Source organism: Pseudomonas sp. WS 5411 (assembly GCF_012985595.1).
Lineage (GTDB): Bacteria > Pseudomonadota > Gammaproteobacteria > Pseudomonadales > Pseudomonadaceae > Aquipseudomonas > Aquipseudomonas shahriarae.
The window spans coordinates 47,921-71,532 of the sequence record NZ_JAARMC010000016.1 but is presented as its reverse complement, the minus strand read 5'-3'; the positions used below and the strand labels follow the sequence as shown (position 1 = coordinate 71,532).

The window sequence follows — 23,612 nt, the reverse complement described above, 5'->3', positions numbered from 1 at the left end:
TTTTACTGTCATCGTTTGCGCGATTGGTAATCTTTCTTGTTTGAGAAACTTTTGCGCATGCATGACTTTCCTGTGGCCGATTGTGATATAGCCCGCCGCCAGCAGACACTCACCGCGCTCTACAGCGACCACCATTCCTGGTTGCAGGGTTGGTTGCGCAAGAAACTCGGCTGTTCGCAGCATGCGGCGGACCTGGCCCAGGATGCATTTGTGCGGGTGTTGCTGCTGGCCGAGCCCCACAATATTCAGGAGCCTCGGGCATTTCTCGCGACCACTGCCGGGCGCTTGCTGATTGACGGTGCGCGGCGCCGCAAGATCGAGAAAGCCTATATGCAAGCCCTGGCGATCCAGTACGAAGACGCTGGCATGCCCGATCCGGCGACCATTCATGTCGCGCTGCAGGCCCTGGAACGCATTGCGCTGATGCTCGCCGGCCTGCCGGACAAGGCCCGCGAAGCGTTTCTGCTCAGTCGCCTGGACGGCCTGACCTACAGTGAAATCGCGGCCCAGCTCCAGGTCTCCTCCAGCACAGTAAAAAACTACATCTCCAGCGCGCTGGTGCATTGCTACCAGACGCTGCATGGCGCGGATCCGCTTTGATGTCCGCCGAACAGATTGTCAGCGAGGCAGCGCAATGGTTGGCGCTGCTCAATGACGAGAAGGTCAGCGCCGCTGACCGCCAGGCATTTGAAGAGTGGTGTGAGGCTGACCCACGCCATCGGGTGGCTTTCGAGCGCATGGGGGCATTGTGGGGCAGCCTCGATGAACTGCCTGCCGAGCCGGCACGCCTGGCATTGAATCAAGCCTTCATCCCACGCAAGCCCGGGTACGCCGTGCGCGGCGGGCAGGTCCTGGGGCTGTTGGGTGTGTTAGTGCTCGGCTGGGCGAGCGTCGAGCAACTGCCACTGTGGATGGCCGACCAACGTACCGGCGTCGGCGAACGGAGCCAGGTGGTCCTGGCCGATGGCAGCCAGGTGCAGCTCAACAGCAACTCGGCACTGGACGTGAAATTCGACGGCCAGCAGCGTGTGATCGAGTTGCTCAAGGGCGAGATGTGGGTCGAGGTGGCCAAGGATGCGCAGCGGCCATTTGTGGTGCGTACCGACCAGGGCACGGCGACCGCATTGGGTACGCGTTTCCTGGTCCAGCGTGCGGTGGATGGCTCGACCGTGGTCACGGTGATCGAATCAACGGTGGCCGCCAAAGGCAATCACAGCGAGGCGGTGAAGGTCATGGCAGGCCAGCGCGCGATCCTCAAGCAGGGCCACGCCCAGCCAGCGCAAGCGGTCGGCAGCGGCGACCCGGCGGCCTGGACCCGGGGCTTGCTCACGGTGGATGACCGGCCGTTGAGCGAGGTCCTGCAAACCCTGGCCAGCTATCGCCATGGCGTGGTGCGTTTTGATCCCCAGGCTTTGCAAGGCATGCGCGTGTCAGGGGTGTTCAAGCTCGATGACAGCGACGCAGCGCTGGCGACCCTGGCGGATAACCTGCCGATCAAAGTGGAGCATTTCACCGACCTGCTGGTGGTGATCAAACCCCTCTGATCTGCCTGAAGACACCTGTTCAAATAAAAACCGGTCTCATTCATACCCGATTTCCCGACATGGCCGTCATGGAATATAGAACCCTCTTTTCCAGGACCTCTCATGTCACGCTTTGCTCGTCCGTTGCACCCGCTGGCGCTGTCAGTGGCGATGGCTTTTGCCGCTGTGCCCCTGACCATTCACACCGCATGGGCTGATGAAAGTAGCCATTTCTCGATCCCTGCCGGTGACCTGAGCCAGGCCCTCTACGGCTTTGCCGAACAGGCCGGGCTGGTCCTGGCTTTTGATCCGGCCTTGACCCGCGGCAAGCGCAGCAGCGGTTTGAACGGGCAGTTGAGCAGCGACGCGGCACTCGCCCAGTTGCTGGCGGGTAGCGGTTTGCGGGCCCAGGCGCTGTCTGCCCAGCGCTATCGCATCGAGCCGATCCCCCAGGCGGATGGCTCGGTGGAGTTGCAAGCCACCACCATCAGCGGCGCCGCTCAAAGTGAAAGCCCCATCGGCCCGGTGTCCGGCTATGTGGCCACGCGCAGCCTGTCCGGTACCAAGACCGACACCGCGCTGATCGAGACCCCACAGTCGATCTCGGTGGTCACCAAAGACCAGATGCGCGCGCAGAATGCCGAGAGCCTCAACCAGATCCTGCGCTACAGCGCCGCGGTCGTCCCGGAAACCCGTGGCGCCACTGCCTCGCGCCTGGACCAGTTGACCATTCGCGGCTTCTCGCCGGTGACTTACCTCGACGGCCTGCGCGTGGCGTCGAGCCGCGATGCCTCGCCGCAAAAGGATGCCTTTGACCTGGAGCGCGTGGAGGTCCTGCGCGGCCCGGCCTCGGTGTTGTATGGCCAGGGCAGCCCCAGCGGCGTGATCAATATGGTCACCAAACGCCCGCTGGATACGCCTTTTCACGAAGTGGGCGTGGAGTACGGCACCTTCAACAAAAAGCGCACCACCTTCGATCTCAGCGGCCCGCTGGATGAGCAAGGGGTGTACTCCTACCGCGTCGCCGGCTTGTTCGATGATGCCGACGGCCAGGTCGAGCACACCGAGACCCGCCGCCAATCCCTGTCTTCGGCCTTCACCTGGCGCCCGAACGAGGACACCTCGCTGACCCTGCTCGGGCATTTCCAGAAGGATCCCAAGGGCGCTTCCTACGGTTCGATGCCGGCCTGGGGCTCGGTGTTGCATAGCCCGCTGGGGCGCAAGATTGATGTCGATTTCTACGACGGCGAGAAGAACTTCGAGAAGAGTGACCGCGCGCATTACTCCATCGGTTATGCCTTCGAGCATCACCTCGACGACGTCTGGACCGTGCGCCAGAACGCCCGCTATATGCGCAGCGAAGGGATCTACCGCAGTATCTACAGCAGCAACCTGCAGGCCGATTACCGCACCTTGAACCGCTCGACCATCGCCACCGATGTCGACATGGATGCCTACAACCTGGATAACCAGTTGCAGGGCAAGTTCGACACCGGCCCGGTGCAGCACACGCTGTTGATGGGGCTTGATTACCAGAACACCAGCGTCGATACCAAGGCCGGTTACGGCAAGGGACCGGACCTGGATATTTTCGATCCGGTATATGGCGCGCCGGTCACCACCCCGGCATTTTCCAGCGACGCCACCCAGCGCAGCGAGCAGACTGGCGTGTACCTGCAGGAGCAGGCGAAGTGGGATAAGTGGGTGCTGTTGATGGGCGGTCGTTATGACTGGGCCAGCACGGATAACAGCTCATTGAGTTTGACCGACGGCAAGAAAACCAAATCCTCCCTGGACAGCAAAGCCTTCACCGGTCGTCTGGGGGTGGTCTACCTCTTCGATAACGGCCTGGCGCCATACGCCAGCTATTCCGAGTCCTTCTCCCCGCAATCCGGCACTGGCTACGGTGGTTCGGTGTTCAAACCCACCGAAGGCAAACAGTACGAAATCGGCATCAAGTACCAGCCGCCGGGCAGCAACAGCTTTATCACCGCGGCCATCTTCGACCTGCGCCAGAACAACGTACCGACCATGGACCCGGACCCAACTCACTTGTGCGGCAATGGTCGCTGCCAGGTCCAGGACGGTGAAGTGCGCTCCCGTGGCTTTGAACTCGAAGGCAAGGCCAGCCTCAACGACAACCTGGATATCACGGCGGCCTATGCCTACCTCGATAACCGCATCAGCAAATCCAACAGCACCGTGCGCTATGCGCCGATCACCGACATTGGCGTCGGCCCGGCCGTGCCGACCCAGGGCACCACGACCTATGCTGTGCCGCGCCACACCGCCTCGGTGTGGGCCGACTACACCTTGCATGACGGTAACCTCAAGGGCTTCGGCGTGGGCGCAGGCGCGCGGTATGTCGGCTCGTCCTGGGGCGATACCGCCAACACCCTGAAGGTTCCGGGCTACACCTTGTTCGATGCGTCGGTGCACTACGACATCCCGCACATCAATGCCCAGGGCGACAACCTGCGCCTGGCGCTGAACGCCACCAACCTGGCGGATAAAGAGTACGTGGCGTCCTGCTATTCGTACTCGTGGTGCTGGTACGGCTCGCAACGGACGGTGCAGGCCAGTGCGACGTATCAGTGGTAAGTTGAAAAACCGTTATGCATAGCAGTATCGGAACAGGTCAGTTCGTTTCGAGCTGACCTTTTTATTTCACTCAGATGCATCGAGAAGGCATTTTAATGGCCCCCAACTGGCCGATGTTTCGCCAAAATCACTTTTATTTTCAGGTGGTTAGGTGGGATGCCAATGCGCAACGTAAAAATCACGCTGATTGCCTTGGCCCTGGCGAGCGGGGCGGCGGCGGCCCAGGGCAAGACGCTGCGCGAAGGGGATCGGTACATGTGCAGTTGGGGCGCGGGCACGGCGGCCAGGGCCCAGGAGCTGAAGTTGGCCGGTGTTTCGCTGTATGCCGCGCGGCAGAAAATCCAGCGGTACAAGTTCGACAAGTCCTGGATGCGCATGATGGCCATGGGGATCACCGAGCAGACCTATGACAGCCCCTCGCGGCTCAAACCGACGGCTGTTCGTTCGAGCTTTTATGAAGAGTGCGTGCGCTACAAACTGGCGCGTAAATAGACACGCTACATACTCGGTTATTAACCTGATAGTTATTAGGGTTTTAACCCGGCAAGTTTGGAAGTCGCACCAAAAAGTGGCACGAAAGATATCGCGAACCCTGAAAAATGTGTGGTTATTGAATGACTTAGCGATGTTTCAATCCGACGAAAGGCTAATAATCAACTTGTTACAGATTGTCTCGATGGTTATTATGGCCGGGCGTTCACCTCCCACGGTTTATGCATTTTTAAATCCCAAGTTTCCATCAGCTACTTGGGATTTTTTTTGCCCGCGATTTGACCTTCATACCTGCCTGGCAGATAAACGTCCGTGGTTTTTCTGGCGCCAGTGCACCAACGCTTTCGCAGAAAAGTGTGGGGTAGCTAACACTTTCGTAGGATTGCCTACACGCGTTGCACAACCTGATCTACCCTGCATGGATCACGTCCATCGCGTCATGTGTGAGCAAGGGTGCCCAGGATGATTCCGATCGCTGAGTTGAGCCGCATCATGGCGTCCGGTTTCGTCCCGCTGTCGTGCGATTGTAGTGTCAACCCCCAGGGTTTCTTGACCATCCGAGTCTTCGAACCGGAGTCCGGTCGCGTCGAGCTGCTGTTGACCGGCGTGTCGCCCCAGGGTCTGGACAGCATCCGTGCCATCTCCAACCTGATTGGCGAACTGCGCACCGAACTCAAGGCCGGGCGCCGTGGGTTTGCGGCATTCGGCTAGGCGTCAGAGCCGGCGCAGAAACGAGCGGACAATGCGTTTGGTGGCGTCGGTGGTGTCCAGTTGCTCCAGGGCACTATAGGCATGCCACTGGCAGTCGGTGATTTCATTGCAGGGCCGGGCCTGGTCGATGTTCACCACCGAGGCTTCAAACACGTGATGCAGCGTGTCACTGGCCTTCAACTCCTGCAGATACAGCAAACCATCCACGTTCAGCCCGGTTTCCTCCTGTAACTCCCGCTCGGCCGCGCCGACTGGGCGCTCATCGCGCTCGACCTTGCCACCGGGCAATGCCCATTTCGACCTGGCCTTGCGCACGAACAGAATGTGCCCCTCATGTTCGCAAATCACCGTTGCGCGTATTTTCATCGTCTGTGCCCCCGCAAGATGATCGTCATAAAAGTGTAATGCAATTGTCATGCTGGGTCTTTATAGGCGGAGGCTGGAGACCGCGCAGGAAAACGCTGATACTGCCCGACTGAAAAAGTACCGATGAAGGAAAGTCATATGAGCACCATCCGCTGGGGCATGATCGGTTGTGGCAGTGTTACTGAAATCAAGAGTGGACCCGCTTTCTACAAAGCGCCAGGCTCGGCCCTGGTGGCCGTGATGGGGCGCCGTGAGGAAGCCGTGCGCGATTATGCGGCACGCCATGGGATTGCCCGGTTTTACACAGATGCCCAGGCGCTGATTGATGACCCCGAAGTGGATGCGGTGTACATCGCTACGCCCCCCGACAGCCACCTGGAATACAGCCTGCTGGTGGCGGCGGCGGGCAAGCATTGCTGTGTCGAAAAGCCGATGGCGCTGAATGCCGAGCAGAGCGCCTTGATGCAGCGCACCTTCGAGCGGGCCGGGCTGCATCTGTTTGTTTCCTATTACCGCCGCTCCCTGCCGCGTTTCCAGCAGGTGCGTGCCTGGCTGCAAGAGGGGCGCATCGGCGAGTTACGGCAGCTGAACTGGACGTTGTGCAAGCCGCCATCGCCCACGGACACCAACGCGAGCAACTGGCGTACCGATCCGGCGATTGCCGGCGGTGGTTATTTTGCTGACCTCGCCAGCCATGGCTTCGACCTGTTCCAGTACCTGGCAGGGGATATTGTCGAGGTCACGGGTTATACCGCGCGCCAGGCCGGGCGCTATGCGGCGGAAGATGCGGTCACCGCCTGCTGGAGCTTCAGCTCGGGCGCGCTGGGGATGGGCTGCTGGAACTTTGTGGCTGACCGACGCGAGGATCGGGTCGAGTTGATCGGCAGTAAAGGGCGCATCAGTTTTTCCGTGTTCGACGAGCAGCCGTTGCAACTTGCAGCCGAGGTCAGCGAAACCCTGCATATTGCCCATCACCCCCATATCCAGTGGCACCACGTGCTGGGCATGAACGCGCATATTCGCGGCGAGAGTGTGCACCCGGCACTGGCGATCGAGGCCCTGAAGACCGACCGCATCATGGATCGGGTGTTGCAGCGCAAGCCCTGACGCCGCCCACCCTTGTCGGAGCCGGCAAGGTGTTGGTCTGACTGGCGGCTATTGTCAGGAATTTCCCACAGGAGTACAAATGTACTCCATGACGACTCTCACTCCCCGCCGTTCCGCCATCCTGAACTTCATCCGCGAACGTATCGCGCAGCAAGGTCAGCCCCCCAGCCTCGCCGAGATCGCCGAGGCCTTTGGTTTTGCTTCGCGCAGTGTGGCGCGCAAACACGTGCTGGCGCTGACCGAAGCCGGGTTTATCGAGGTCAACCCGAACCAGGCCCGGGGGATTCGCCTGCTCAATCAACCGGCGCGGCCTGAGTGGCTGGAGGTCCCGGTGCTGGGCCGCGTGGCCGCTGGCCTGCCCATCGGCGCCGACGCCGAAGTGCACACGCGGCTGATGCTCGATCCGGCGACCTTCGCCCGGGTCCCGGATTACCTGCTGCGGGTCCAGGGGGACTCGATGATCGAGGACGGCATTCTCGATGGCGACCTGGTGGGCGTGCGGCGCAGTGCCGAGGCGCTGAACGGGCAGATCGTGGTCGCGCGCCTGGACGGCGAAGTCACCATCAAGCGTTTCGAGCGAGTGGGCCACAGTGTGCGCCTGTTGCCGCGCAATCCTGCCTATCAACCTATTGTGGTTCGTGCCGACCAGGACTTGGCCATCGAAGGCGTGTTCTGTGGCCTGGTGAGGCAAGGTTGATGGGCGCCGTGGTTGCGCTGGACTCGCTGTTCAATGGCGGGCGGGTGTGGAAGGGGCGGCCGGCTGCGCCGCCGGCCAGTGTGCACCCCACCGGGCTGGCGGCCCTGGATGCGGTGTTGCCCAGCGGTGGCTGGCCGGAGGCGGCCTTGAGTGAAATCCTTGTGGCCCAGCAGGGGGTGGGCGAGCTGCGACTGGTCTGGCCAACCCTGGCGCGGCTGTCGGCGGCCGGCGAGCGGATTGTGCTGGTGGCGCCGCCGTATACCCCATACCCCCACGCCTGGCAGAACGCCGGGGTGGACCTGCGCCAGCTCTCGGTGATCCAGGCCGATGAACGCGATGCCTTGTGGGCGGCCGAGCAATGCCTGCGCTCCGGCAGTTGCGGCGCGGTGCTGTGCTGGCCGCACAAGGCCGATGACCGGGCCTTGCGCCGTTTGCAGGTGGCCGCCGAAACCGGCCAGACCCTGGCGTTTGCCTGGCGGGCCCTGAGCGAGGCGATCAACCCGTCACCGGCCGCCCTGCGCCTGGCCGTCGAACCGAGCCAGGTGCGGGTGCTCAAGTGTCGGGGCGGCCTCGCCCATCCCGCGCCGATTGCCCTGGCCAGCGGGCACTGAGGTTGGTATGCGCTGGGTGTGCATTGTCTTCCCGCAATTGGCGTTGGACGGGGTCTTGCGTCAGCGTCCCGAACCCGACCAACCCTTGGCGTTGTTGGCCGGCCCGCCGCAACGCCGGGTGTTGCAAACCGTCAATGCCGCTGCACGTGCCCTGGGCTTGCGGCCCGGCCAATCCCTGACGGCGGCCCATGCCCTGACCAAGGCTTTTACCTGCGTCGAATACGACCCGGTGGATATCGAGCGCTGCCAGCAATTGCTCGCGGCCTGGGCCTACCGTTTCAGTTCCCAGGTCAGCGTGTTCTATCCGCGGGCCTTGTTGTTTGAAATCGAATCGAGCCTGGGCCTGTTCGGGCCGTGGCCGCTGCTGGAAGCACGCTTGCGCGAGGAACTGACCGCCCTGGGTTTTCGCCACCGTATCGTCGCCGCCCCCAACCCGGCCGCTGCGCGGGTGTTGGCCAATGCCTACGATGGCCTGGCGGTGGCCGATGTCGAGGGTTTACAGCACGCCCTTGGGTCGATGCCGATTGATCGCGTCGGCCTCGACCCGCAAGCCGCCACGGCCTTGTCGCGCATGGGCCTGCGGACCCTGGCCCAGGTGCAGGCGTTGCCCCGGCATACCCTGGCCAGGCGCTTCGACGCCGGGTTGCTCAAGCACCTGGATGCCTTGACCGGGCAACGGCCATTGGCCCTGGATTTTTATCAGCCACCGGATCGTTTTGATCTGCGCATCGAGTTGAATTTCGATGTGCAGTCCCACCAGGCGCTGCTGTTTCCCTTGCGGCGCCTGACCGGCGACCTTGCGGCGTTCCTTTGTGGTCGCGACAGTGGCGTGCAGCGTTTTGCCCTGCACCTGGAGCATGCCGAGGCGCCCGACAGCGTGATCCAGGTTGGCCTGCTCAGTGCCGAGCGCGAACCCTCGATGCTGTTTGAACTGGCCCGTGGCCGCCTGGAGCAGGTACAAGTGGCGGCGCCGGTGCGTGGCCTGCGTCTGCTGGCCGAAGACTTGCCGGTGTTTGTACCGCAGCGCCAGGACCTGTTCGACGAGCGCCCGCAGCAAACCCTGCCCTGGGTGCAATTGCGCGAGCGTCTGCGCGCGCGCCTGGGAGATGAGGCGGTGCAGGGCTTGCGTTTCCATGCCGACCATCGTCCCGAGTGCGCCTGGCTGCCGGGCGCCGACAGCCGTGCCTGCCCGGCCTTGAGCCTGGTGCAACGCCCTGGCTGGCTGCTCCATGAACCGACTCTGCTCGCCGAGCAGGGCCTGCAGATCCTGCTGGGCCCGGAGCGCATCGAGTCCGGTTGGTGGGATGGCGCGGATATCCGCCGCGACTACTACCTGGTGCGCACTCGCAGCGGGCAGCAAGGCTGGGCCTATCGCACTGTGGGTGACAGCGCCGGGCTGTGGCTGCAAGGCTGGTTTGCATGATGGAGGGCTACGCCGAGCTGCACTGCCTGTCGAACTTCAGCTTCCAGCGCGGCGCATCCAGTGCCCGCGAGTTGTTCGAGCGCGCCAAACAGCAGGGGTATCAGGCCCTGGCAATCACCGACGAATGCACCCTGGCCGGCATCGTGCGCGCCTGGCAGGCGGCCAAGGAGGTTGGGCTGGGGTTGATCGTCGGCAGTGAGGTGCGCCTGGAAAACGGCCCGAAACTGGTGCTGCTGGTGGAAAACCTGCAGGGCTACCAACACCTGTGCCGACTGATCACCCTGGCCCGGCGCCGTGCCGCAAAAGGCCAGTACCGCCTGTTACGCGAAGACTTTGCCGAGCCGGTGCCGGGGCTGCTGGTGCTGTGGCTGGCCGACGAGGGCGACACACCTGCCGACGGCCAATGGTTGTGCGAAACCTTCAGCGGGCGGCTATGGCTGGCGGTAGAGCTGCATTGCGCCCAGGACGATGCCCACCGCCTGGCGCAACGCCTGCAACTGGCCGCCGACCTGCACCTGCCGGCCGTGGCCTGTGGCGATGTGCATATGCATGTGCGCAGCCGGCGCGCCTTGCAGGACACCATGACCGCGATCCGCCACCACCTGCCGGTGGCGCAAGCCGGCCAGCGCCTGCACCCCAATGGCGAGCGGCACCTGCGCAGCCTGGAGGCCCTGGGTGCGTTGTACCCGGCGCACTTGCTCGAAGAATCGCTGCACATCGCCCGCCGTTGCAGCTTCGACCTGAGCCAGTTGCGCTATCAATACCCCAGGGAGCTGGTGCCAGAAGGGCAGAGCCCAAAATCCTGGCTGCGTGCCTTGACCGAAGAAGGCATTGCCCGGCGCTGGCCCGAGGGGGTAGCAGCCAAGACTCTGGAGCAGATCAATAATGAGCTGGAGTTGATCAGCGAGCTGGGCTACGAAAGCTACTTTTTGACGGTGCACGACATCGTGCGCTTCGCCCGCAGCCGTTCGATCCTCTGCCAGGGCCGTGGCTCGGCGGCCAACTCGGCAGTGTGCTTTGCCCTGGGTATCACCGAAATCGACCCCAGCCGCATGAACATGCTGTTCGAGCGCTTCCTGTCCCGGGAACGCAACGAGCCACCGGACATCGACGTGGATTTCGAACACGAGCGTCGTGAAGAGGTGCTGCAATACGTGTTCCAGCGCTATGGCCGGCGCCGCGCGGCCTTGACCGCAGTGGTCAGCAGCTACCACGGTGCCGGCGCGGTGCGTGATGTGGCCAAGGCCCTGGGCCTGCCACCGGATCAGGTCAATGCCCTGGCCGATTGCTGTGGGCGCTGGAGCGATGAAGCGCCGCCATTGGAGCGCCTGCGCGAAGGCGGTTTCGACCCGGACAGCCCGGTATTGCGGCGGGTGTTGGGCCTGACCCAGCAACTGATCGGCTTCCCGCGTCACCTGTCCCAGCACCCCGGCGGTTTCGTGATTTCCGAGCAGCCGCTGGACACCCTGGTGCCCGTGGAGAACGCCGCCATGGCCGAGCGCACCATCATCCAGTGGGACAAGGACGACCTGGACGCCGTGGGCCTGCTCAAGGTGGATATCCTCGCCCTCGGTATGCTCAGCGCGATCCGCCGCTGTTTTGACCTGCTGCGCCGCCATCGTCACCTCGACCTGACGCTGGCGACGGTGCCCTCGGAGGATGCGGCGACCTACGCAATGATCAGCCGCGCCGACACCATTGGCGTGTTCCAGATCGAATCCCGGGCGCAAATGTCCATGCTGCCCCGACTCAAACCCAAGACGTTCTATGACCTGGTGATCGAGGTGGCCATCGTGCGCCCAGGGCCGATCCAAGGCGGCATGGTGCATCCGTACCTGCGCCGGCGGAACAAGGAAGAGCCCACGACCTATCCATCGCCCGAGCTGGAGGCGGTACTCAAGCGCACCCTGGGTATCCCGCTGTTCCAGGAGCAAGTGATGCAGATCGCCATTGTCGCGGCGCACTACACGCCCGGCGAAGCTGACCAGTTGCGCCGCTCGATGGCCGCCTGGAAGCGCCATGGCGGTCTGGAGCCCCATCGCCAGCGGCTGCGCGACGGCATGCTCAAGAACGGTTACAGCGAAACCTTCGCCGCCCAGGTGTTCGAGCAGATCAAGGGCTTTGGCAGCTATGGTTTTCCTGAGTCCCATGCGGCCAGTTTCGCCTTGCTGACCTATGCCAGTTGCTGGCTCAAATGCCATGAACCGGCGGCGTTCGCCTGTGCCCTGATCAACAGCTGGCCCATGGGCTTCTACAGCCCGGATCAGATCCTGCAGGATGCGCGTCGCCATCATTTGCAGATTCGCCCGGTGGACGTGACCGCCAGTGACTGGGATTGCAGCCTGGAACCCATTGACGGCCAGCAGCCGGCGATTCGCATGGGCTTGCGCATGATCAGCGGCTTTCGCGAAGAGGATGGCCGGCGTATCGAAACCGCCCGCCAGGTCGCTGGGTTTTGCGGGATCGCCGACCTGGGCGAGCGCGCCCAGCTGGACAGCCGTGCCCAGGAACTACTGGCCGATGCCGGGGCCTTGCGCCAGTTGGCCGGGCACCGGCACCGGGCACGCTGGGACGTGGCCGGGGTGGAGCAACAGTTGGGGTTGTTTGCCGGGGTGTCGAGCCCGCAGGAGGAGGCGGTGCAACTACCGGCTCCCAGTGTCGGTGAGGACCTGTATGCCGACTATGCCAGTGTGGGCACCACCCTGGGGCCCCATCCCCTGGCGCTGTTGCGTGATCAACTGCGTGCGCGGCGCTGCCGCAGTTCACAGGAATTGCAGGCGGTGGAGCACGGACGCAATGTCAGCGTTGCCGGGCTGGTCACCGGGCGCCAGCGCCCGGGCACGGCCAGTGGCGTGACCTTCGTGACCCTGGAAGATGAATTTGGCAACCTCAACGTGGTGGTCTGGCGTGAGCTGGCCGAGCGCCAGCGCCAGGTGCTGGTGGGCTCACGGCTGCTCAAGGTGGATGGGCGCTGGGAGGCGGTGGGCGAAGTCCGCCATTTGATCGCCGGCCGCTTGAGCGACCTGACGCCGCTGTTGGCGGGGATCAGCGTGCGTAGCCGGGATTTCCACTGACGGGTAGGGCGCACCGACCTAATCGTCCCTCCTGTGGGAGCCGGCTCCTGCAATGGTTCTTCTACACAGTGAAACCATCGCGCCCGGCTATGCTCCAACATTGGCGACTGTCCTCTCTCTGCACTGAGCTGATCCATGCAATTTCTATCCAATACCTACGGCTGTGACGGTTGGGGCGGTGAAATGGCCCAAAGGATTCGTGCCTTTGACTGGTCCACCACTGACCTGGGCCCCATTGACACCTGGTCCACCAGCCTGACCTGCGCGGTGCAGATGCTCCTCGCTTCGCCAGTGCCGATGGTGATGCTCTGGGGCCGCGCCGGGTACATGATCTACAACGACAGCTATTCGGTGTTTGCCGGCGGGCGCCACCCGTTTCTGCTGGGGGTGCCGGTCGAGCAGGGCTGGCCGGAAGTGGCCGAGTTCAACCGGCATGTCATGGACACCTGCCTGGCCGGTGGCACCTTGTCCTATCGTAACAAGGCCTTGATGCTGCTGCGCAATGGCCGCCCCGAGGATTTGTGGCTGGACCTCTATTACAGCCCGGTGGCCGGCGACGACCAGCATCCGGCCGGCGTGTTGGCGATCGTTGTGGAGACCACCGAGCATGTGCTGTCCGAGCGTTTGCGCCAGGAAGCCGAGGGGGCTTACCGGGTGGCGGACGAACGCTTGCAACTGGCCCTCAATGCCGGGGCGTTGCTGGGGTCGTTTGTCTGGGATGTGCTGCCGGATCGCCTCTCGGGCGACGAGCGTTTCGCCCGTACCCTGGGCCTGTCCATGGACGACGTGGAGCGGGGTGTTTCCATTGCAGTCGCCACCCAGGCCATCCACCCCGACGACCTGGCGCGGGTCAACCGCCTGATTGCCCAGACCCTGGCGACGGGTGGGCCATATAACGTCGAGTTTCGCGTGCGACGCCCGGACGCCAGCTATCTGTGGGTACTGGCCAGCGGGCGCTGCGAGCTGGACGCGGGCGGCCAGCCGTTGCGCTTTCCCGGGGTGATCATTGATATCCATGTGCGCAAGATCGCTGAAGAGTCCCTGCTCAAGCTCACCCATAACCTGGAGCAGCGCGTCGCCGCCGAAGTCCAGGCGCGCTCGGCCGCCGAGGAGCAGTTACGTCAGTCGCAAAAGCTCGAGGCCATTGGCGGGCTGACGGGGGGCGTGGCCCATGACTTCAATAATCTGCTGCAGGTGATTGCCGGCAACCTGCACCTGCTGGCCCGCCATGAGCGCGATAACGCCCAGGTCCAACGGCGCGTCGGTGCTGCCCTGGCGGCCGTCGAACGCGGTGCCAAGCTGTCCTCGCAGCTGCTGGCCTTTGCCCGGCGCCAGCCACTGTCACCGGCGGTGTTCAACCCGCGGCGCATTTATGAAGGCCTGGGTGAGTTGCTGCAGCGGGCCCTGGGGGAAACCATCCAGATTGATGTGCAATTGCCGCAAGACCCGTGGTGCATCCATGTCGATCGCAATCAACTGGAAAACGCCGTGCTCAATCTGGCGATCAACGCCCGGGATGCGATGAAGGGCGAGGGGGTGATCCGCATCACCGGTGAAAACATCACGTTGTCGCCCGAAGATGGCAGCCGCAACGGGATTGCCCCCGGCGAATATGTGCGCCTGTCGGTCAGCGACACGGGGGCCGGCATGTCGCCGGCGGTGCTGCAGCGGGTCTTCGAGCCGTTCTTTACCACCAAGCCTGACGGTCACGGCACCGGCCTGGGCTTGAGCATGGTGTTTGGCTTCGTCAAGCAAAGTGGCGGGCATGTGCAGATCAGCAGCGAGCCAGGCCAGGGCACCCTGGTGCAGATGTACTTCCCCCACAGCCTTGAGCCGGAAAGCCAGGAAGCGCCCGACCAGGTGGAGCAGCAGGAAGGCGGCCGGGAAACCATCCTGGTGGTGGAGGACAACGAAGGTGTACGCGGCGCAGCGGTGGAACTGCTGCAACAGGCCGGCTACACGGTACTCACTGCCACCGATGGCGATGACGCCATGCTGATGCTGCGCACCGGCTTGCGGCCGGACCTGATCTTCACCGATGTGGTCATGCCGGGGCGGATCAAAAGTACCGACCTGGCCACCTGGGCCAAGGCGCAACAGCCGCCCATTGCAGTACTGTTCACCTCCGGGCATACCCGTGACATTCTTTCCAGCGACCACCTGCTGGGCAACGACATTCATCTGCTGGGCAAGCCCTACAGCCCCGAGGAACTGGCGCGACAGGTACGCTCGGTATTGACCACGCAGGTGAGCTACTGCGATTGAACGTTTACCCCTGTTGCCGGATCCACCCCTGGACCGCTGACTCTTATAAGGTTGACCATGACTTCATCGCGCCACTTGCCGCCTGCCACTGATCTTCTGGCCGCGCGCCCCGGTTTTGTCCGGGTGCGCGGCGCTCGGGAACATAACCTGCGCAATGTCGATGTGGACATCCCACGGGATGCCCTAGTGGTGTTCACCGGGGTCTCGGGGTCGGGCAAATCATCCCTGGCGTTTTCCACGTTGTACGCCGAGGCGCAGCGGCGTTACTTCGAGTCGGTCGCGCCTTATGCCCGGCGCCTGATTGACCAGGTGGGCGTGCCGGATGTGGACTCCATCGAGGGGCTGCCGCCGGCCGTGGCCCTGCAACAGCAGCGGGGCACGCCGAGCACGCGCTCGTCGGTGGGCAGCGTGACCACCTTGTCCAGCCTGATCCGTATGCTCTATTCCCGTGCCGGCAGTTATCCGCCGGGGCAGCCGATGCTGTATGCCGAAGACTTTTCGCCGAACCTGCCCCAGGGCGCCTGCCCGCAGTGCCACGGCCTGGGCCGCGTGTATGAAGTGACCGAGGCACTGATGGTGCCCGATCCGTCCCTGACCATCCGCCAGCGGGCGGTCGCCGCCTGGCCGCTGGCCTGGCAGGGGCAAAACCTGCGGGACATCCTTGTGACCCTGGGTTACGACGTCGATATCCCCTGGCGCGAGCTGCCGAAAAAACAGCGCGACTGGATCCTCTTCACCGAGGACACGCCCACGGTGCCGGTGTATGCCGGCTTGACCCCGGAGCAGACCCGCGAGGCCCTCAAGCGCAAACTCGAACCCAGCTACCAGGGTACTTTCAGCGGCGCCCGTCGCTACATTCTGCATACCTTCACCCACACCCAGAGCGCGCTGATGAAAAAGCGTGTCGCGCAATTTATGCAAGGCAGCCCGTGCCCCTTGTGCGAGGGCAAGCGCCTGACCAAGGCCGCGTTGTCGGTGAAGTTTGCCGGGGTGGATATTGGCGAGCTGTCGCAACTGACATTGTTGCAACTGGCGCAGCTCCTGCGCCCGGTGGCCGAGGGCAAGGGTCGGGTAAAACTCTCGGTGGAAAAACGCCTGGCCGCCCAGCGCATCGCCCAGGATTTGCTGGAGCGGGTCAGCACCCTGACCGACCTGGGCCTGGGCTATCTGTCCCTGGAGCGCAGCACGCCAACCCTGTCCTCTGGCGAATTGCAGCGCCTGCGCCTGGCGACGCAACTGGGCTCGCAACTGTTCGGCGTGATCTATGTGCTGGACGAACCGTCGGCCGGCTTGCATCCGGCGGATGGCGAAGCCCTGTTCACGGCGTTGGAGCGCCTGAAAGCCGCCGGCAACTCACTGTTTGTGGTGGAGCACGACCTGGAAACCATGCGCCGTGCCGACTGGTTGATCGACGTCGGCCCGGCGGCGGGCGAGCAGGGTGGCCAGGTCCTGTACAGCGGCCCACCGGCAGGCCTGGCACAGATTGCAGCGTCACAGACCCGCGAATACCTGTTTGCCGAGCCGCGCCCGCTGAACACCTCGCGCCGTGCGCCGAGCGGCTGGCTCAGCCTGGAAGGGGTCAGCCGCAATAACCTCGACGAGGTGAGCGTGGACTTTCCCCTGGGCTGTTTTACTGCTGTGACGGGGATTTCCGGCTCGGGTAAATCCAGCCTGGTCAGCCAGGCCCTGCTGGACCTGGTGGGTGAGGGGCTGGGCCGGGTGGTGGTCAGTGACGACGAGCCGGACCTCGAAGACCCGGCGCCGCAAACCAGCAGTGGCCGCATCCGCGCGGGCCTGGAGCAGATCCGCCGCCTGGTGCAGGTGGACCAGAAGCCCATCGGCCGCACACCGCGCTCCAACCTCGCGACCTACACTGGCCTGTTCGATAACGTGCGCAAGCTGTTCGCCGCCACCCCAGCGGCGAAAAAACACCACTACGATGCCGGGCAGTTCTCCTTCAACGTCGCCAAGGGTCGTTGCCCGAAGTGCGAGGGTGAGGGGTTTGTCAGCGTCGAATTGTTGTTTATGCCCAGCGTCTACGCACCTTGCCCGACCTGCCACGGCGCGCGTTACAACCCCCAGACCCTGGCGATTACCTGGCAGGGCCTGAACATTGCCCAGGTGCTGGGCTTGACCGTTGAGCAGGCGGTGGACGTCTTCGCCGAACAACCCAGCGTGCTGCGCGCGTTGCGGGTCCTGCGCGACATCGGCCTGGGCTACCTGCGCCTGGGCCAGCCGGCCACCGAGCTGTCCGGTGGCGAGGCCCAGCGGATCAAACTGGCCACCGAACTGCAACGTACCGCACGGGGCGCAACCCTGTATGTCCTCGACGAGCCCACCACCGGCCTGCACCCTCGTGATGTCGACCGCCTGCTGCTGCAACTCAACCACCTGGTGGATGCCGGTCACACAGTGATCGTGGTCGAACACGAAATGCGCGTGGTGGCCCAGAGCGACTGGGTCATCGACATTGGCCCAGGTGCCGGCGACCAGGGCGGCAACGTCGTCGCCAGCGGCACGCCCCAGCACCTCGCCCAGAACCAAACCAGCCGCACCGCCCCCTTCCTCGCACGCGAGCTGGGGCAAGGGAATTGACCTTGGGCATGACAAGAGGCCCCTGGATGGGCTAGCTTCAAGGTGGACCAGTCATTGATTAACTTGCGGAGGTACTTCATGCCAGTGAAACATGATCTTTATCAGGATTTGGGGTTGAGCAAGGAGGATGTCCAGCAGCGTCGGGCAAGCCACCATCGGTTGGATGTATTGCTCACCCAGTATGACGTTGCCGACAAGGAGGTGCTGGAGGCTGAATCTGCAAGTGCCAATGACGATGATGTGGAGAACCTGAAGAAGAAACGCCTGTTGATCAAAGATAAAATCGTCGAACAACTGGAGCAGACCAAGGGGCATTAGCCAACGCTGGGGGAGGGGGTCCATATTTGTTCAGAATTGCCCCAAGGACAACAACCCCGCCACTGCCTATTATCCCAACCGTTCGCCCGACCCTGGGGCACGTTGACTGCGCATGGAATGCGTTGTGGTGTCGGGCGAACTCTTTTTCTAGGTGCGCAGCACCTGCAGGCAGGCGTCGATCGAGCGCTGCTGGGTGTCTGCATACAGCTGCAACTCATCAAGAGTCTGGCGGCCCAGAGCCTGTTCAAACTCAGCCTGGTTGGCGTTGGCCGCGTAGTGACTCTGCGCCGCATCGCCCAGGTTCGACTGGAAAATCCCCGCCGCGCTGACCGGCAGAAAATCTTCATACACCAACGGTTCGATATCGACGTAACCCGCCTCGATCAACGCGTCCAGACTCTGTGGCGCGTCCTTCTCGGCGGCACGGCCCTTGTCGGTCACTCGGTAGCGAAAGTACGCCAACCCCTGCTCGCGCATGGCCCGATGGTTATCCGGGAAGGCCTGGAAGTGCTGTGCCATCAGTTCGGTATAGCGCTGGGCGTTGGCTTCATTGGGAAAGGCACCCAGTTCGTCCCGCGCGGCGTTGAGCAGTTGGTCATAGAGCGCCCGGCCCTTGGGCGTCAGGGCCACGCCACGTTGTTCGATTTCGCCAAAGCGTGCGCTGTGGCTGCCCCTGGCATCGGTAAAGGCAATGGCTTCGTCGAGGGCCTTGAAACTGGTCTGGCGCAGCAGGATCGGGCATTGGCGGCGGGGTGGGCCTTCGATCACGGCTTTGGGGGTGATGCCTTTGCCGGGCATGTCGGCTTGTACGCGGTCGATGTCCAGGGTGCGTGGGGTCAGGTGATTGATATGCGGGCCCTTGAAGGCCACCACGTCGGCAATCAGCCGGTGCTGGTCGCTGAGTTGCTGGTACTGGGCCGCGCTGACCGTGGCGGTGTGGTGCCAGCGAAAGGTTTCCAGGGCTTGCTGGATAAAGGCCTGGGCATCGCTGGCATTCAGGCCGCCGTCGGCTTCGGCCTGTTCGATCAGGGCCAGGGCCCGTGGGGTGAAGATGGAGCGCTTGGCCAGGGCTGATTCGGCAAAGGCCCGCAGTTCAAGGTTTTCGATCAGCTCCAGGCGCAGCAGCGAGGTGAAGACCCGGAACGGGCTGGTCTGCAAGGCGCTTTCATGCACGGCGCGAAAGGCCGTGGAATGCACCGGCACGCCGGCCGGGGTGAGGTCGTAGTAACCCACCGGGTGCATGCCCATTACTGCAAACAGGCGGCTGATGGTTGCCAGCTCATAGGCGCTGCCCAGGCGGATGGCGCCGTGGCGCTCCATGTCCAGGCGCTGGATTTCGCCGGTGTGCTGCAGTTGCTGCGCCAGGTCTGGATCGCTCGCCAGCACCCGGGCATTGGTTTCGGCCACCAACTCCAGCAGCGCGCCATACAGCGGCACTTCCTCGCGGTACATGTCGGACATGGCCTTGGAGAAGTCTTTGCGGATGGTATCGGGGCTGATAAAGCGCGGGGTAGGCATAGAAAAATTCCTGGCTGCGGTAACGGTGGTGTGGGCCGTAAGCCAGATTTTGTTGGGCGCTGCCCGAGGGCGCAAACGAAGATTCCTCTGGACTTCATTCTGCAAATGAATGAGCGCCACAGGCACGCACAAAAATCCCGCCTGGTAGGCGGGATTGGTCAACCCAGGTTGCCCTGGATCAGGCCGGGAACAGTTCGCTCAGTTTCATCGCCAGCATCATGTCGCCTTCGGCGCGCAGTTTGCCGCCCATGAAGGCCTGCATGCCGTCGGTTTCGCCGCTGACGATACCTTTCATGGTTTCAGCGTCCATCACCAGAGTTACCTGGGCGTCAGGGTTCACGCCTTCTTGCAGTTCGCAGGTGTTGTCCTTGACGATCAGGGAGAAGTTCTGGCTCTCGTCGATACGGAAACCGAACACCAGGTCCAGGCCGTCGGCAGCGGCTGGGTTGAATTTGGCTTTCATTGCTTCTACGGCTTTAGCTACGTCAGTCATGGTTCGATCCTTTTATGGGTGGTGCCAGTGACCTTGGGGTCACGGTTGGCCGCAATTCATCGGAAGGTGATGAGCTGCGGCGCCTTCAACAGTTGCAAGTGGGTATGGCTGTTGAAGGAAGCCAGTGCCACTTCGCGTCCACGGAACTTCAAGTGGTTGAGCGAAGTGTTGACAATCTGCCAGTTCAGCTCGAAAGCCTGGGTGGCAGGTATGCGGGTAATCAGGTGGAGCAGGGCGGTGATGGTGCCGCCAGAAGTAAATACGGCGATCTTGTGGGAACTGTCGGCAGTCTCCAGCAGGCGCTGCAGGCCACCCTGGACGCGCTCGACAAACCCCAGCCAGCTTTCCAGGCCGGGGGTGTCGTAGGTGCCGCTCAGCCAGCGTTCGATGATCAGGGCAAAGATACGCTGGAACTCGCCACGGTTATGCTGGGCGTTGCGCAGGATATCCAGGGCTTCGGGCTCGCTGTCGAGCAGGTCCGGGAGCAGGGCGCGGATGATCGCGTCGGCGTCGAATTCGTTGAAGGCACTGTCGATTTCCAGGGGCGGCACCGGCAAGCCCTGGGCGCCGATGGACTCGAGCGTGGCATTGGCCGTGTGCTGCTGGCGCCGCAGGTCGCCCGACACACAGCGGTCGAACGTCAGGCCCAGGTCTGCCAGATGGCTGCCCAGTATCTGCGCCTGCTGCACACCCACGGGCGACAGGACATCATAGTCGTCTGCACCGAAGGAGGCCTGGCCATGTCGAATCAAATAGATGCTGCCCACGTCCGTCACCCGGTACGTTGAAAGTCTGGCGAGGTTATGAGGATGCCGGGAAGCTGTCAATGAAAAAACATACGCTTGTTTTAAAAGCCCGTTAGAGGCCGATATCCGTGTGGGAGCTGTCGAGCCTTGGCGAGGCTGCGATGGCAGCGGCACTGTCAGCAGAGATGTTGCCTGGCCCACCGCTATCGCAGCCTCGCCAAGGCTCGACAGCTCCCACAGGGTTTAGCGGTGTTTGTTGGATCCTTTCACGAGCATGAGCCTTGAGAGGCCCGTTTCAAGGGGTTTCAGCTCTGGCTCACCGGCCGTCCCATCGGTATGCTGGGGCAATCGCGCCTGGCGCACCGTTTCTGTAAGGAGTCCCATGGAGTTTTTGGCTGAGTATGCAAGTTTTCTGGCTAAAACCGTCACGTTGGTCGTCGCCATCCTGGTGGTGCTGATCAGTTTTGCGGCGTTGCGCAGCAAGGGCCGGCGCAAGAATGCCGGGCAGTTGCAGGTCAGCAAGCTCAATGACTTTTACAAAGGCCTGCGCGAGCGCCTGGAGCAGACCCTGCTCGACAAGGATCAGCTCAAGGCCCTGCGCAAGTCCCAGGGCAAGGCCGAGAAAAAACAGAAGAAAACCCCCGAAGCCAAGCCACGGGTGTTTGTGCTGGATTTTGACGGGGACATCAAGGCGTCGGCCACCGACAGCCTGCGCCACGAAATCACTGCGCTGCTGAGCCTGGCCACGCCCAAGGACGAAGTGGTACTGCGCCTGGAAAGCGGCGGTGGCATGGTCCACAGCTATGGCCTGGCGTCCTCGCAATTGGCGCGGATCCGCGAGGCGGGCGTGCCGTTGACGGTGTGCATCGACAAGGTCGCGGCCAGCGGCGGCTACATGATGGCGTGCATCGGCGAGAAGATCATCAGCGCACCGTTTGCCATCCTCGGCTCGATTGGCGTGGTGGCCCAGTTGCCCAACGTCAACCGCCTGCTGAAAAAGCACGATATCGACTTTGAAGTACTCACCGCTGGCGAGTACAAGCGCACCCTGACGGTGTTTGGCGAAAACACCGAGAAGGGCCGGGAGAAGTTCCAGGAAGACCTGGATATCACCCATCAACTGTTCAAGAACTTCGTGTCGCGCTATCGCCCGCAACTGGCGATTGATGAAGTGGCTACCGGCGAAGTCTGGTTGGGCGTCGCGGCGCTGGACAAGCAGTTGGTAGACGCGCTGCAGACCAGTGACGAATACCTGGCCACCAAGGCCAAGACCGCCGAGTTGTTCCACCTGCACTATGCCGAGCGTAAAAGCCTGCAGGAGCGGGTGGGCCTGGCGGCCAGCGGCTCGGTGGACCGGGTGCTCCTGACCTGGTGGAGCCGCCTGACTCAACAGCGTTTCTGGTAACTCACCCACCCTGTAGGCGCCGGTAAGCCGGCACCTACAGGGGATCGCGTCGATCCTGCAGCAGTGGAATCGGATGCCTCATCAGCAGGCCCACCACCAGCGCCCCCAGTAGCCCCAATAGCCCCGCCACACACAACACCCTGGCAAACCCGCCGACAAACGCTTGCCACGCCAAGGGTTGCACCCATCCCTGCGCCGATTCCGGCAGCAGTGCCATGGCCGCTGGCATATCCCCGGCCACCACCCGCGAGGCAATCCCCGGTACCTGGGCCTGCCATTGCGTACCAAGGCTGGTTTGCAGCAGATACTCGCTATGGCTGGCCAATAGCGCGCCATACACCCCAATCGCCAACATAATCGCGCTGAAACGCATCGTGGTGCTCATGCCCGATGCCATGCCCGCGCGGTCCCTTGGCACGCAGGCCATGATGTTTTTCTGGGTGTCGCCATTGAGCAGGCCGGCCCCGGCGCCAGTCACTGCAATCGCCAGGGCGAACGGCAGATAACCGCCGACATTCACCGCCCAGGCGCTGAGCAGGTTGCCGCTGCCCACCAGGGCCAGGCCGGTCGCCATCATGGTCGCGGGGGCGAAGCGGCTGGCCAGGCGTGCGCCGATCCGCGGGCAGATCAGCATGGTCAGGGCAAACGGTAACATTCCCAAGCCCGAGGCAATCGCGGAAAACCCCAGGCCGTTTTGCAGGTAGAACGGCAGCAGCGTCATCATCACCTGGGCACACCCGGCATAGGCAAACATCCCCAGCAAGGCCCCGATAAACCGTGGGTACTGGAACAGTTGCAGGTCCACCATGGGCCGGCGCTGCAAGCGCTCCACCCACACAAACAGGCCCAGCAGCAACGCGCCGCCGAGCAGCCGCGCATAGGTCAGCGGGTTGTCCCAGCCGATGCGATTGGCTTCGATCAGGCCCCAGATCAGGCACAGCAGGCTGGCGCTGAAGGTCAGGCTGCCCCAGGGGTCGAGGCGCGCCGATTGGCTGTCGCGCGATTCCGGGATGGCGTGCAGGACCAGTGCGAGCAAGGCCAGGCCCACCGGCAGGTTGAGGTAGAAAATCCAGCGCCAGCCCATGTAGTGGGTAATCAGGCCGCCAAGGGTCGGCGCGGCGGTCATCGCCACGCCCATGCAGGCGCCCCAGAATGCCCAGGCCTTGGCCCGTTCCAGGTCATCGTGAAAGGCATGGCCGATGGAGGCCAGGGCCGAGGTCAGCAGCAACGCTGCACCGACACCCTTCACGGCACGGGCGATATCCAGCAGCAGCACGCTGGGCGCGGCGCCACAGCCCAGGGAGGCGAGAATAAAAATCCCCAGGCCCCACACCAGGGTTTTCTTGCGGCCGAAGCGGTCGGCAATGCTCCCGGCTGGCAGCAGCAGGGCGGCGAACGCCAGCATATAGGCGCTGACTACCCATTCGATATCGGCGAAATTGGCGCCCAGGTCGCGAGCAATGGTCGGCAGGGTCACGGCGACGATGTTGGTGTCGAGGACAATCAACGAACAGACCCCGGAGGCGGTCAACAGGGTAAGGCGGGGGCTGACCCGGCTCATGGCAGGATTACCTGACAGGCAACAGGCAAGACGGATTTGACGGGCATCAGGCGGACTCTCTACTGTGGGTGTCCTGTGAGCTTATCGTCGACGCCCAGTGATTCTG

19 protein-coding genes are annotated in these 23,612 nt (G+C 63.1%); 14 read left to right on the top strand and 5 right to left on the bottom strand.

From position 1 onward, the window contains the following. The first annotated feature begins 57 nt into the window (after window positions 1-57). From HBR93_RS19725 to HBR93_RS19705, 5 genes are all read left to right on the top strand, one after another. The gene (locus HBR93_RS19725) at window positions 58-600 is read left to right on the top strand and encodes a sigma-70 family RNA polymerase sigma factor (protein ID WP_057959224.1); all 543 of its coding nucleotides are present in this window, start codon (window positions 58-60) and stop codon (window positions 598-600) included. After that, window positions 600-1,544, top strand: coding sequence for a FecR family protein (locus HBR93_RS19720; RefSeq protein ID WP_169960898.1), 945 nt, complete (start codon window positions 600-602; stop codon window positions 1,542-1,544). The genes HBR93_RS19725 and HBR93_RS19720 overlap by 1 nt, the downstream gene beginning before the upstream one ends. Window positions 1,545-1,646: 102 nt before the next feature. After that, a complete protein-coding gene (locus HBR93_RS19715) occupies window positions 1,647-4,124 on the top strand; it encodes a TonB-dependent siderophore receptor (protein ID WP_169960897.1) in 2,478 nt (825 codons plus the stop codon). 162 nt (window positions 4,125-4,286) lie between these two features. Beyond that, the gene (locus HBR93_RS19710; protein WP_057444032.1) at window positions 4,287-4,616 is read left to right on the top strand and encodes a hypothetical protein; all 330 of its coding nucleotides are present in this window, start codon (window positions 4,287-4,289) and stop codon (window positions 4,614-4,616) included. Window positions 4,617-5,078: 462 nt separating this feature from the next. Then, window positions 5,079-5,327 carry a DUF1652 domain-containing protein gene (locus HBR93_RS19705; protein ID WP_057440802.1) on the top strand — a complete coding sequence of 83 codons (249 nt, stop codon included), beginning with the start codon at window positions 5,079-5,081 and terminating at the stop codon, window positions 5,325-5,327. Between the two features lie 3 nt (window positions 5,328-5,330). On the opposite strand, the gene HBR93_RS19700 is transcribed toward HBR93_RS19705, so the two are convergent. Beyond that, a complete protein-coding gene (locus HBR93_RS19700) occupies window positions 5,331-5,693 on the bottom strand; it encodes an NUDIX hydrolase (protein ID WP_057440804.1) in 363 nt (120 codons plus the stop codon). Window positions 5,694-5,831: 138 nt separating this feature from the next. Between HBR93_RS19700 and HBR93_RS19695 the strand changes: the two genes are divergently transcribed. The 8 genes from HBR93_RS19695 to HBR93_RS19660 all read left to right on the top strand — a co-directional run bounded on the left by HBR93_RS19695 (window position 5,832) and on the right by HBR93_RS19660 (window position 17,783). Next, entirely contained in the window at window positions 5,832-6,800 is a 969-nt protein-coding gene (locus HBR93_RS19695) for a Gfo/Idh/MocA family oxidoreductase (protein WP_169960896.1), read from the top strand. Between the two features lie 79 nt (window positions 6,801-6,879). Beyond that, window positions 6,880-7,497, top strand: coding sequence for a transcriptional repressor LexA (lexA, locus tag HBR93_RS19690; protein WP_057440807.1), 618 nt, complete (start codon window positions 6,880-6,882; stop codon window positions 7,495-7,497). After that, the gene (imuA, locus tag HBR93_RS19685; RefSeq protein ID WP_057959230.1) at window positions 7,497-8,108 is read left to right on the top strand and encodes a translesion DNA synthesis-associated protein ImuA; all 612 of its coding nucleotides are present in this window, start codon (window positions 7,497-7,499) and stop codon (window positions 8,106-8,108) included. Before lexA ends, imuA begins: the two co-directional genes overlap by 1 nt. Before the next feature lie 7 nt (window positions 8,109-8,115). Further along, window positions 8,116-9,531 carry a DNA polymerase Y family protein gene (locus HBR93_RS19680; protein ID WP_169960895.1) on the top strand — a complete coding sequence of 472 codons (1,416 nt, stop codon included), beginning with the start codon at window positions 8,116-8,118 and terminating at the stop codon, window positions 9,529-9,531. Continuing rightward, window positions 9,507-12,605: an error-prone DNA polymerase gene (locus tag HBR93_RS19675; RefSeq protein WP_346266853.1), complete on the top strand. Its 3,099-nt coding sequence runs from the start codon at window positions 9,507-9,509 to the stop codon at window positions 12,603-12,605. The genes HBR93_RS19680 and HBR93_RS19675 overlap by 25 nt, the downstream gene beginning before the upstream one ends. Before the next feature lie 135 nt (window positions 12,606-12,740). Further along, window positions 12,741-14,870 carry a PAS domain-containing hybrid sensor histidine kinase/response regulator gene (locus tag HBR93_RS19670; protein WP_115128452.1) on the top strand — a complete coding sequence of 710 codons (2,130 nt, stop codon included), beginning with the start codon at window positions 12,741-12,743 and terminating at the stop codon, window positions 14,868-14,870. Between the two features lie 57 nt (window positions 14,871-14,927). Beyond that, complete coding sequence (locus tag HBR93_RS19665; RefSeq protein ID WP_169960893.1) at window positions 14,928-17,465, top strand: excinuclease ABC subunit UvrA; 2,538 nt, start codon at window positions 14,928-14,930, stop codon at window positions 17,463-17,465. A 78-nt stretch (window positions 17,466-17,543) separates the two neighbouring features. Continuing rightward, the gene (locus HBR93_RS19660; RefSeq protein ID WP_032857259.1) at window positions 17,544-17,783 is read left to right on the top strand and encodes a DUF465 domain-containing protein; all 240 of its coding nucleotides are present in this window, start codon (window positions 17,544-17,546) and stop codon (window positions 17,781-17,783) included. A gap of 147 nt (window positions 17,784-17,930) precedes the next feature. Here the strand turns inward: HBR93_RS19660 and HBR93_RS19655 are convergent, their stop codons facing one another. The 3 genes from HBR93_RS19655 to HBR93_RS19645 form a co-directional block, all read right to left on the bottom strand. Continuing rightward, window positions 17,931-19,301, bottom strand: a complete 1,371-nt coding sequence (locus tag HBR93_RS19655; protein ID WP_169960892.1) for a VOC family protein — start codon at window positions 19,299-19,301, stop codon at window positions 17,931-17,933. 178 nt (window positions 19,302-19,479) lie between these two features. Then, window positions 19,480-19,794 carry an SCP2 sterol-binding domain-containing protein gene (locus HBR93_RS19650; RefSeq protein ID WP_057440819.1) on the bottom strand — a complete coding sequence of 105 codons (315 nt, stop codon included), beginning with the start codon at window positions 19,792-19,794 and terminating at the stop codon, window positions 19,480-19,482. A 56-nt stretch (window positions 19,795-19,850) separates the two neighbouring features. After that, window positions 19,851-20,561, bottom strand: coding sequence for a histidine phosphatase family protein (locus HBR93_RS19645; protein WP_169960891.1), 711 nt, complete (start codon window positions 20,559-20,561; stop codon window positions 19,851-19,853). 361 nt (window positions 20,562-20,922) lie between these two features. Here HBR93_RS19645 and sohB point away from each other — a divergent pair, with 361 nt between their 5' ends. Next, window positions 20,923-21,945, top strand: coding sequence for a protease SohB (sohB, locus tag HBR93_RS19640; RefSeq protein WP_057959237.1), 1,023 nt, complete (start codon window positions 20,923-20,925; stop codon window positions 21,943-21,945). Between the two features lie 34 nt (window positions 21,946-21,979). Here the strand turns inward: sohB and HBR93_RS19635 are convergent, their stop codons facing one another. Beyond that, the gene (locus HBR93_RS19635; RefSeq protein ID WP_169960890.1) at window positions 21,980-23,506 is read right to left on the bottom strand and encodes an MFS transporter; all 1,527 of its coding nucleotides are present in this window, start codon (window positions 23,504-23,506) and stop codon (window positions 21,980-21,982) included. Window positions 23,507-23,612: the final 106 nt, after the last annotated feature.

Bases quoted from the DNA above. Each gene is read 5' to 3' on its own strand.
- HBR93_RS19700 (WP_057440804.1), bottom strand. From the start codon at position 5,693: ATGAAAATACGCGCAACGGTGATTTGCGAACATGAGGGGCACATTCTG.
- HBR93_RS19650 (WP_057440819.1), bottom strand. From the start codon at position 19,794: ATGACTGACGTAGCTAAAGCCGTAGAAGCAATGAAAGCCAAATTCAAC.
- sohB (WP_057959237.1), top strand. From the start codon at position 20,923: ATGGAGTTTTTGGCTGAGTATGCAAGTTTTCTGGCTAAAACCGTCACG.
- HBR93_RS19725 (WP_057959224.1), top strand. From the start codon at position 58: ATGCATGACTTTCCTGTGGCCGATTGTGATATAGCCCGCCGCCAGCAG.
- lexA (WP_057440807.1), top strand. From the start codon at position 6,880: ATGTACTCCATGACGACTCTCACTCCCCGCCGTTCCGCCATCCTGAAC.
- HBR93_RS19715 (WP_169960897.1), top strand. From the start codon at position 1,647: ATGTCACGCTTTGCTCGTCCGTTGCACCCGCTGGCGCTGTCAGTGGCG.
- HBR93_RS19710 (WP_057444032.1), top strand. From the start codon at position 4,287: ATGCGCAACGTAAAAATCACGCTGATTGCCTTGGCCCTGGCGAGCGGG.
- HBR93_RS19660 (WP_032857259.1), top strand. From the start codon at position 17,544: ATGCCAGTGAAACATGATCTTTATCAGGATTTGGGGTTGAGCAAGGAG.
- HBR93_RS19680 (WP_169960895.1), top strand. From the start codon at position 8,116: ATGCGCTGGGTGTGCATTGTCTTCCCGCAATTGGCGTTGGACGGGGTC.
- imuA (WP_057959230.1), top strand. From the start codon at position 7,497: ATGGGCGCCGTGGTTGCGCTGGACTCGCTGTTCAATGGCGGGCGGGTG.
- HBR93_RS19705 (WP_057440802.1), top strand. From the start codon at position 5,079: ATGATTCCGATCGCTGAGTTGAGCCGCATCATGGCGTCCGGTTTCGTC.
- HBR93_RS19665 (WP_169960893.1), top strand. From the start codon at position 14,928: ATGACTTCATCGCGCCACTTGCCGCCTGCCACTGATCTTCTGGCCGCG.
- HBR93_RS19655 (WP_169960892.1), bottom strand. From the start codon at position 19,301: ATGCCTACCCCGCGCTTTATCAGCCCCGATACCATCCGCAAAGACTTC.
- HBR93_RS19695 (WP_169960896.1), top strand. From the start codon at position 5,832: ATGAGCACCATCCGCTGGGGCATGATCGGTTGTGGCAGTGTTACTGAA.
- HBR93_RS19635 (WP_169960890.1), bottom strand. From the start codon at position 23,506: ATGAGCCGGGTCAGCCCCCGCCTTACCCTGTTGACCGCCTCCGGGGTC.
- HBR93_RS19670 (WP_115128452.1), top strand. From the start codon at position 12,741: ATGCAATTTCTATCCAATACCTACGGCTGTGACGGTTGGGGCGGTGAA.
- HBR93_RS19720 (WP_169960898.1), top strand. From the start codon at position 600: ATGTCCGCCGAACAGATTGTCAGCGAGGCAGCGCAATGGTTGGCGCTG.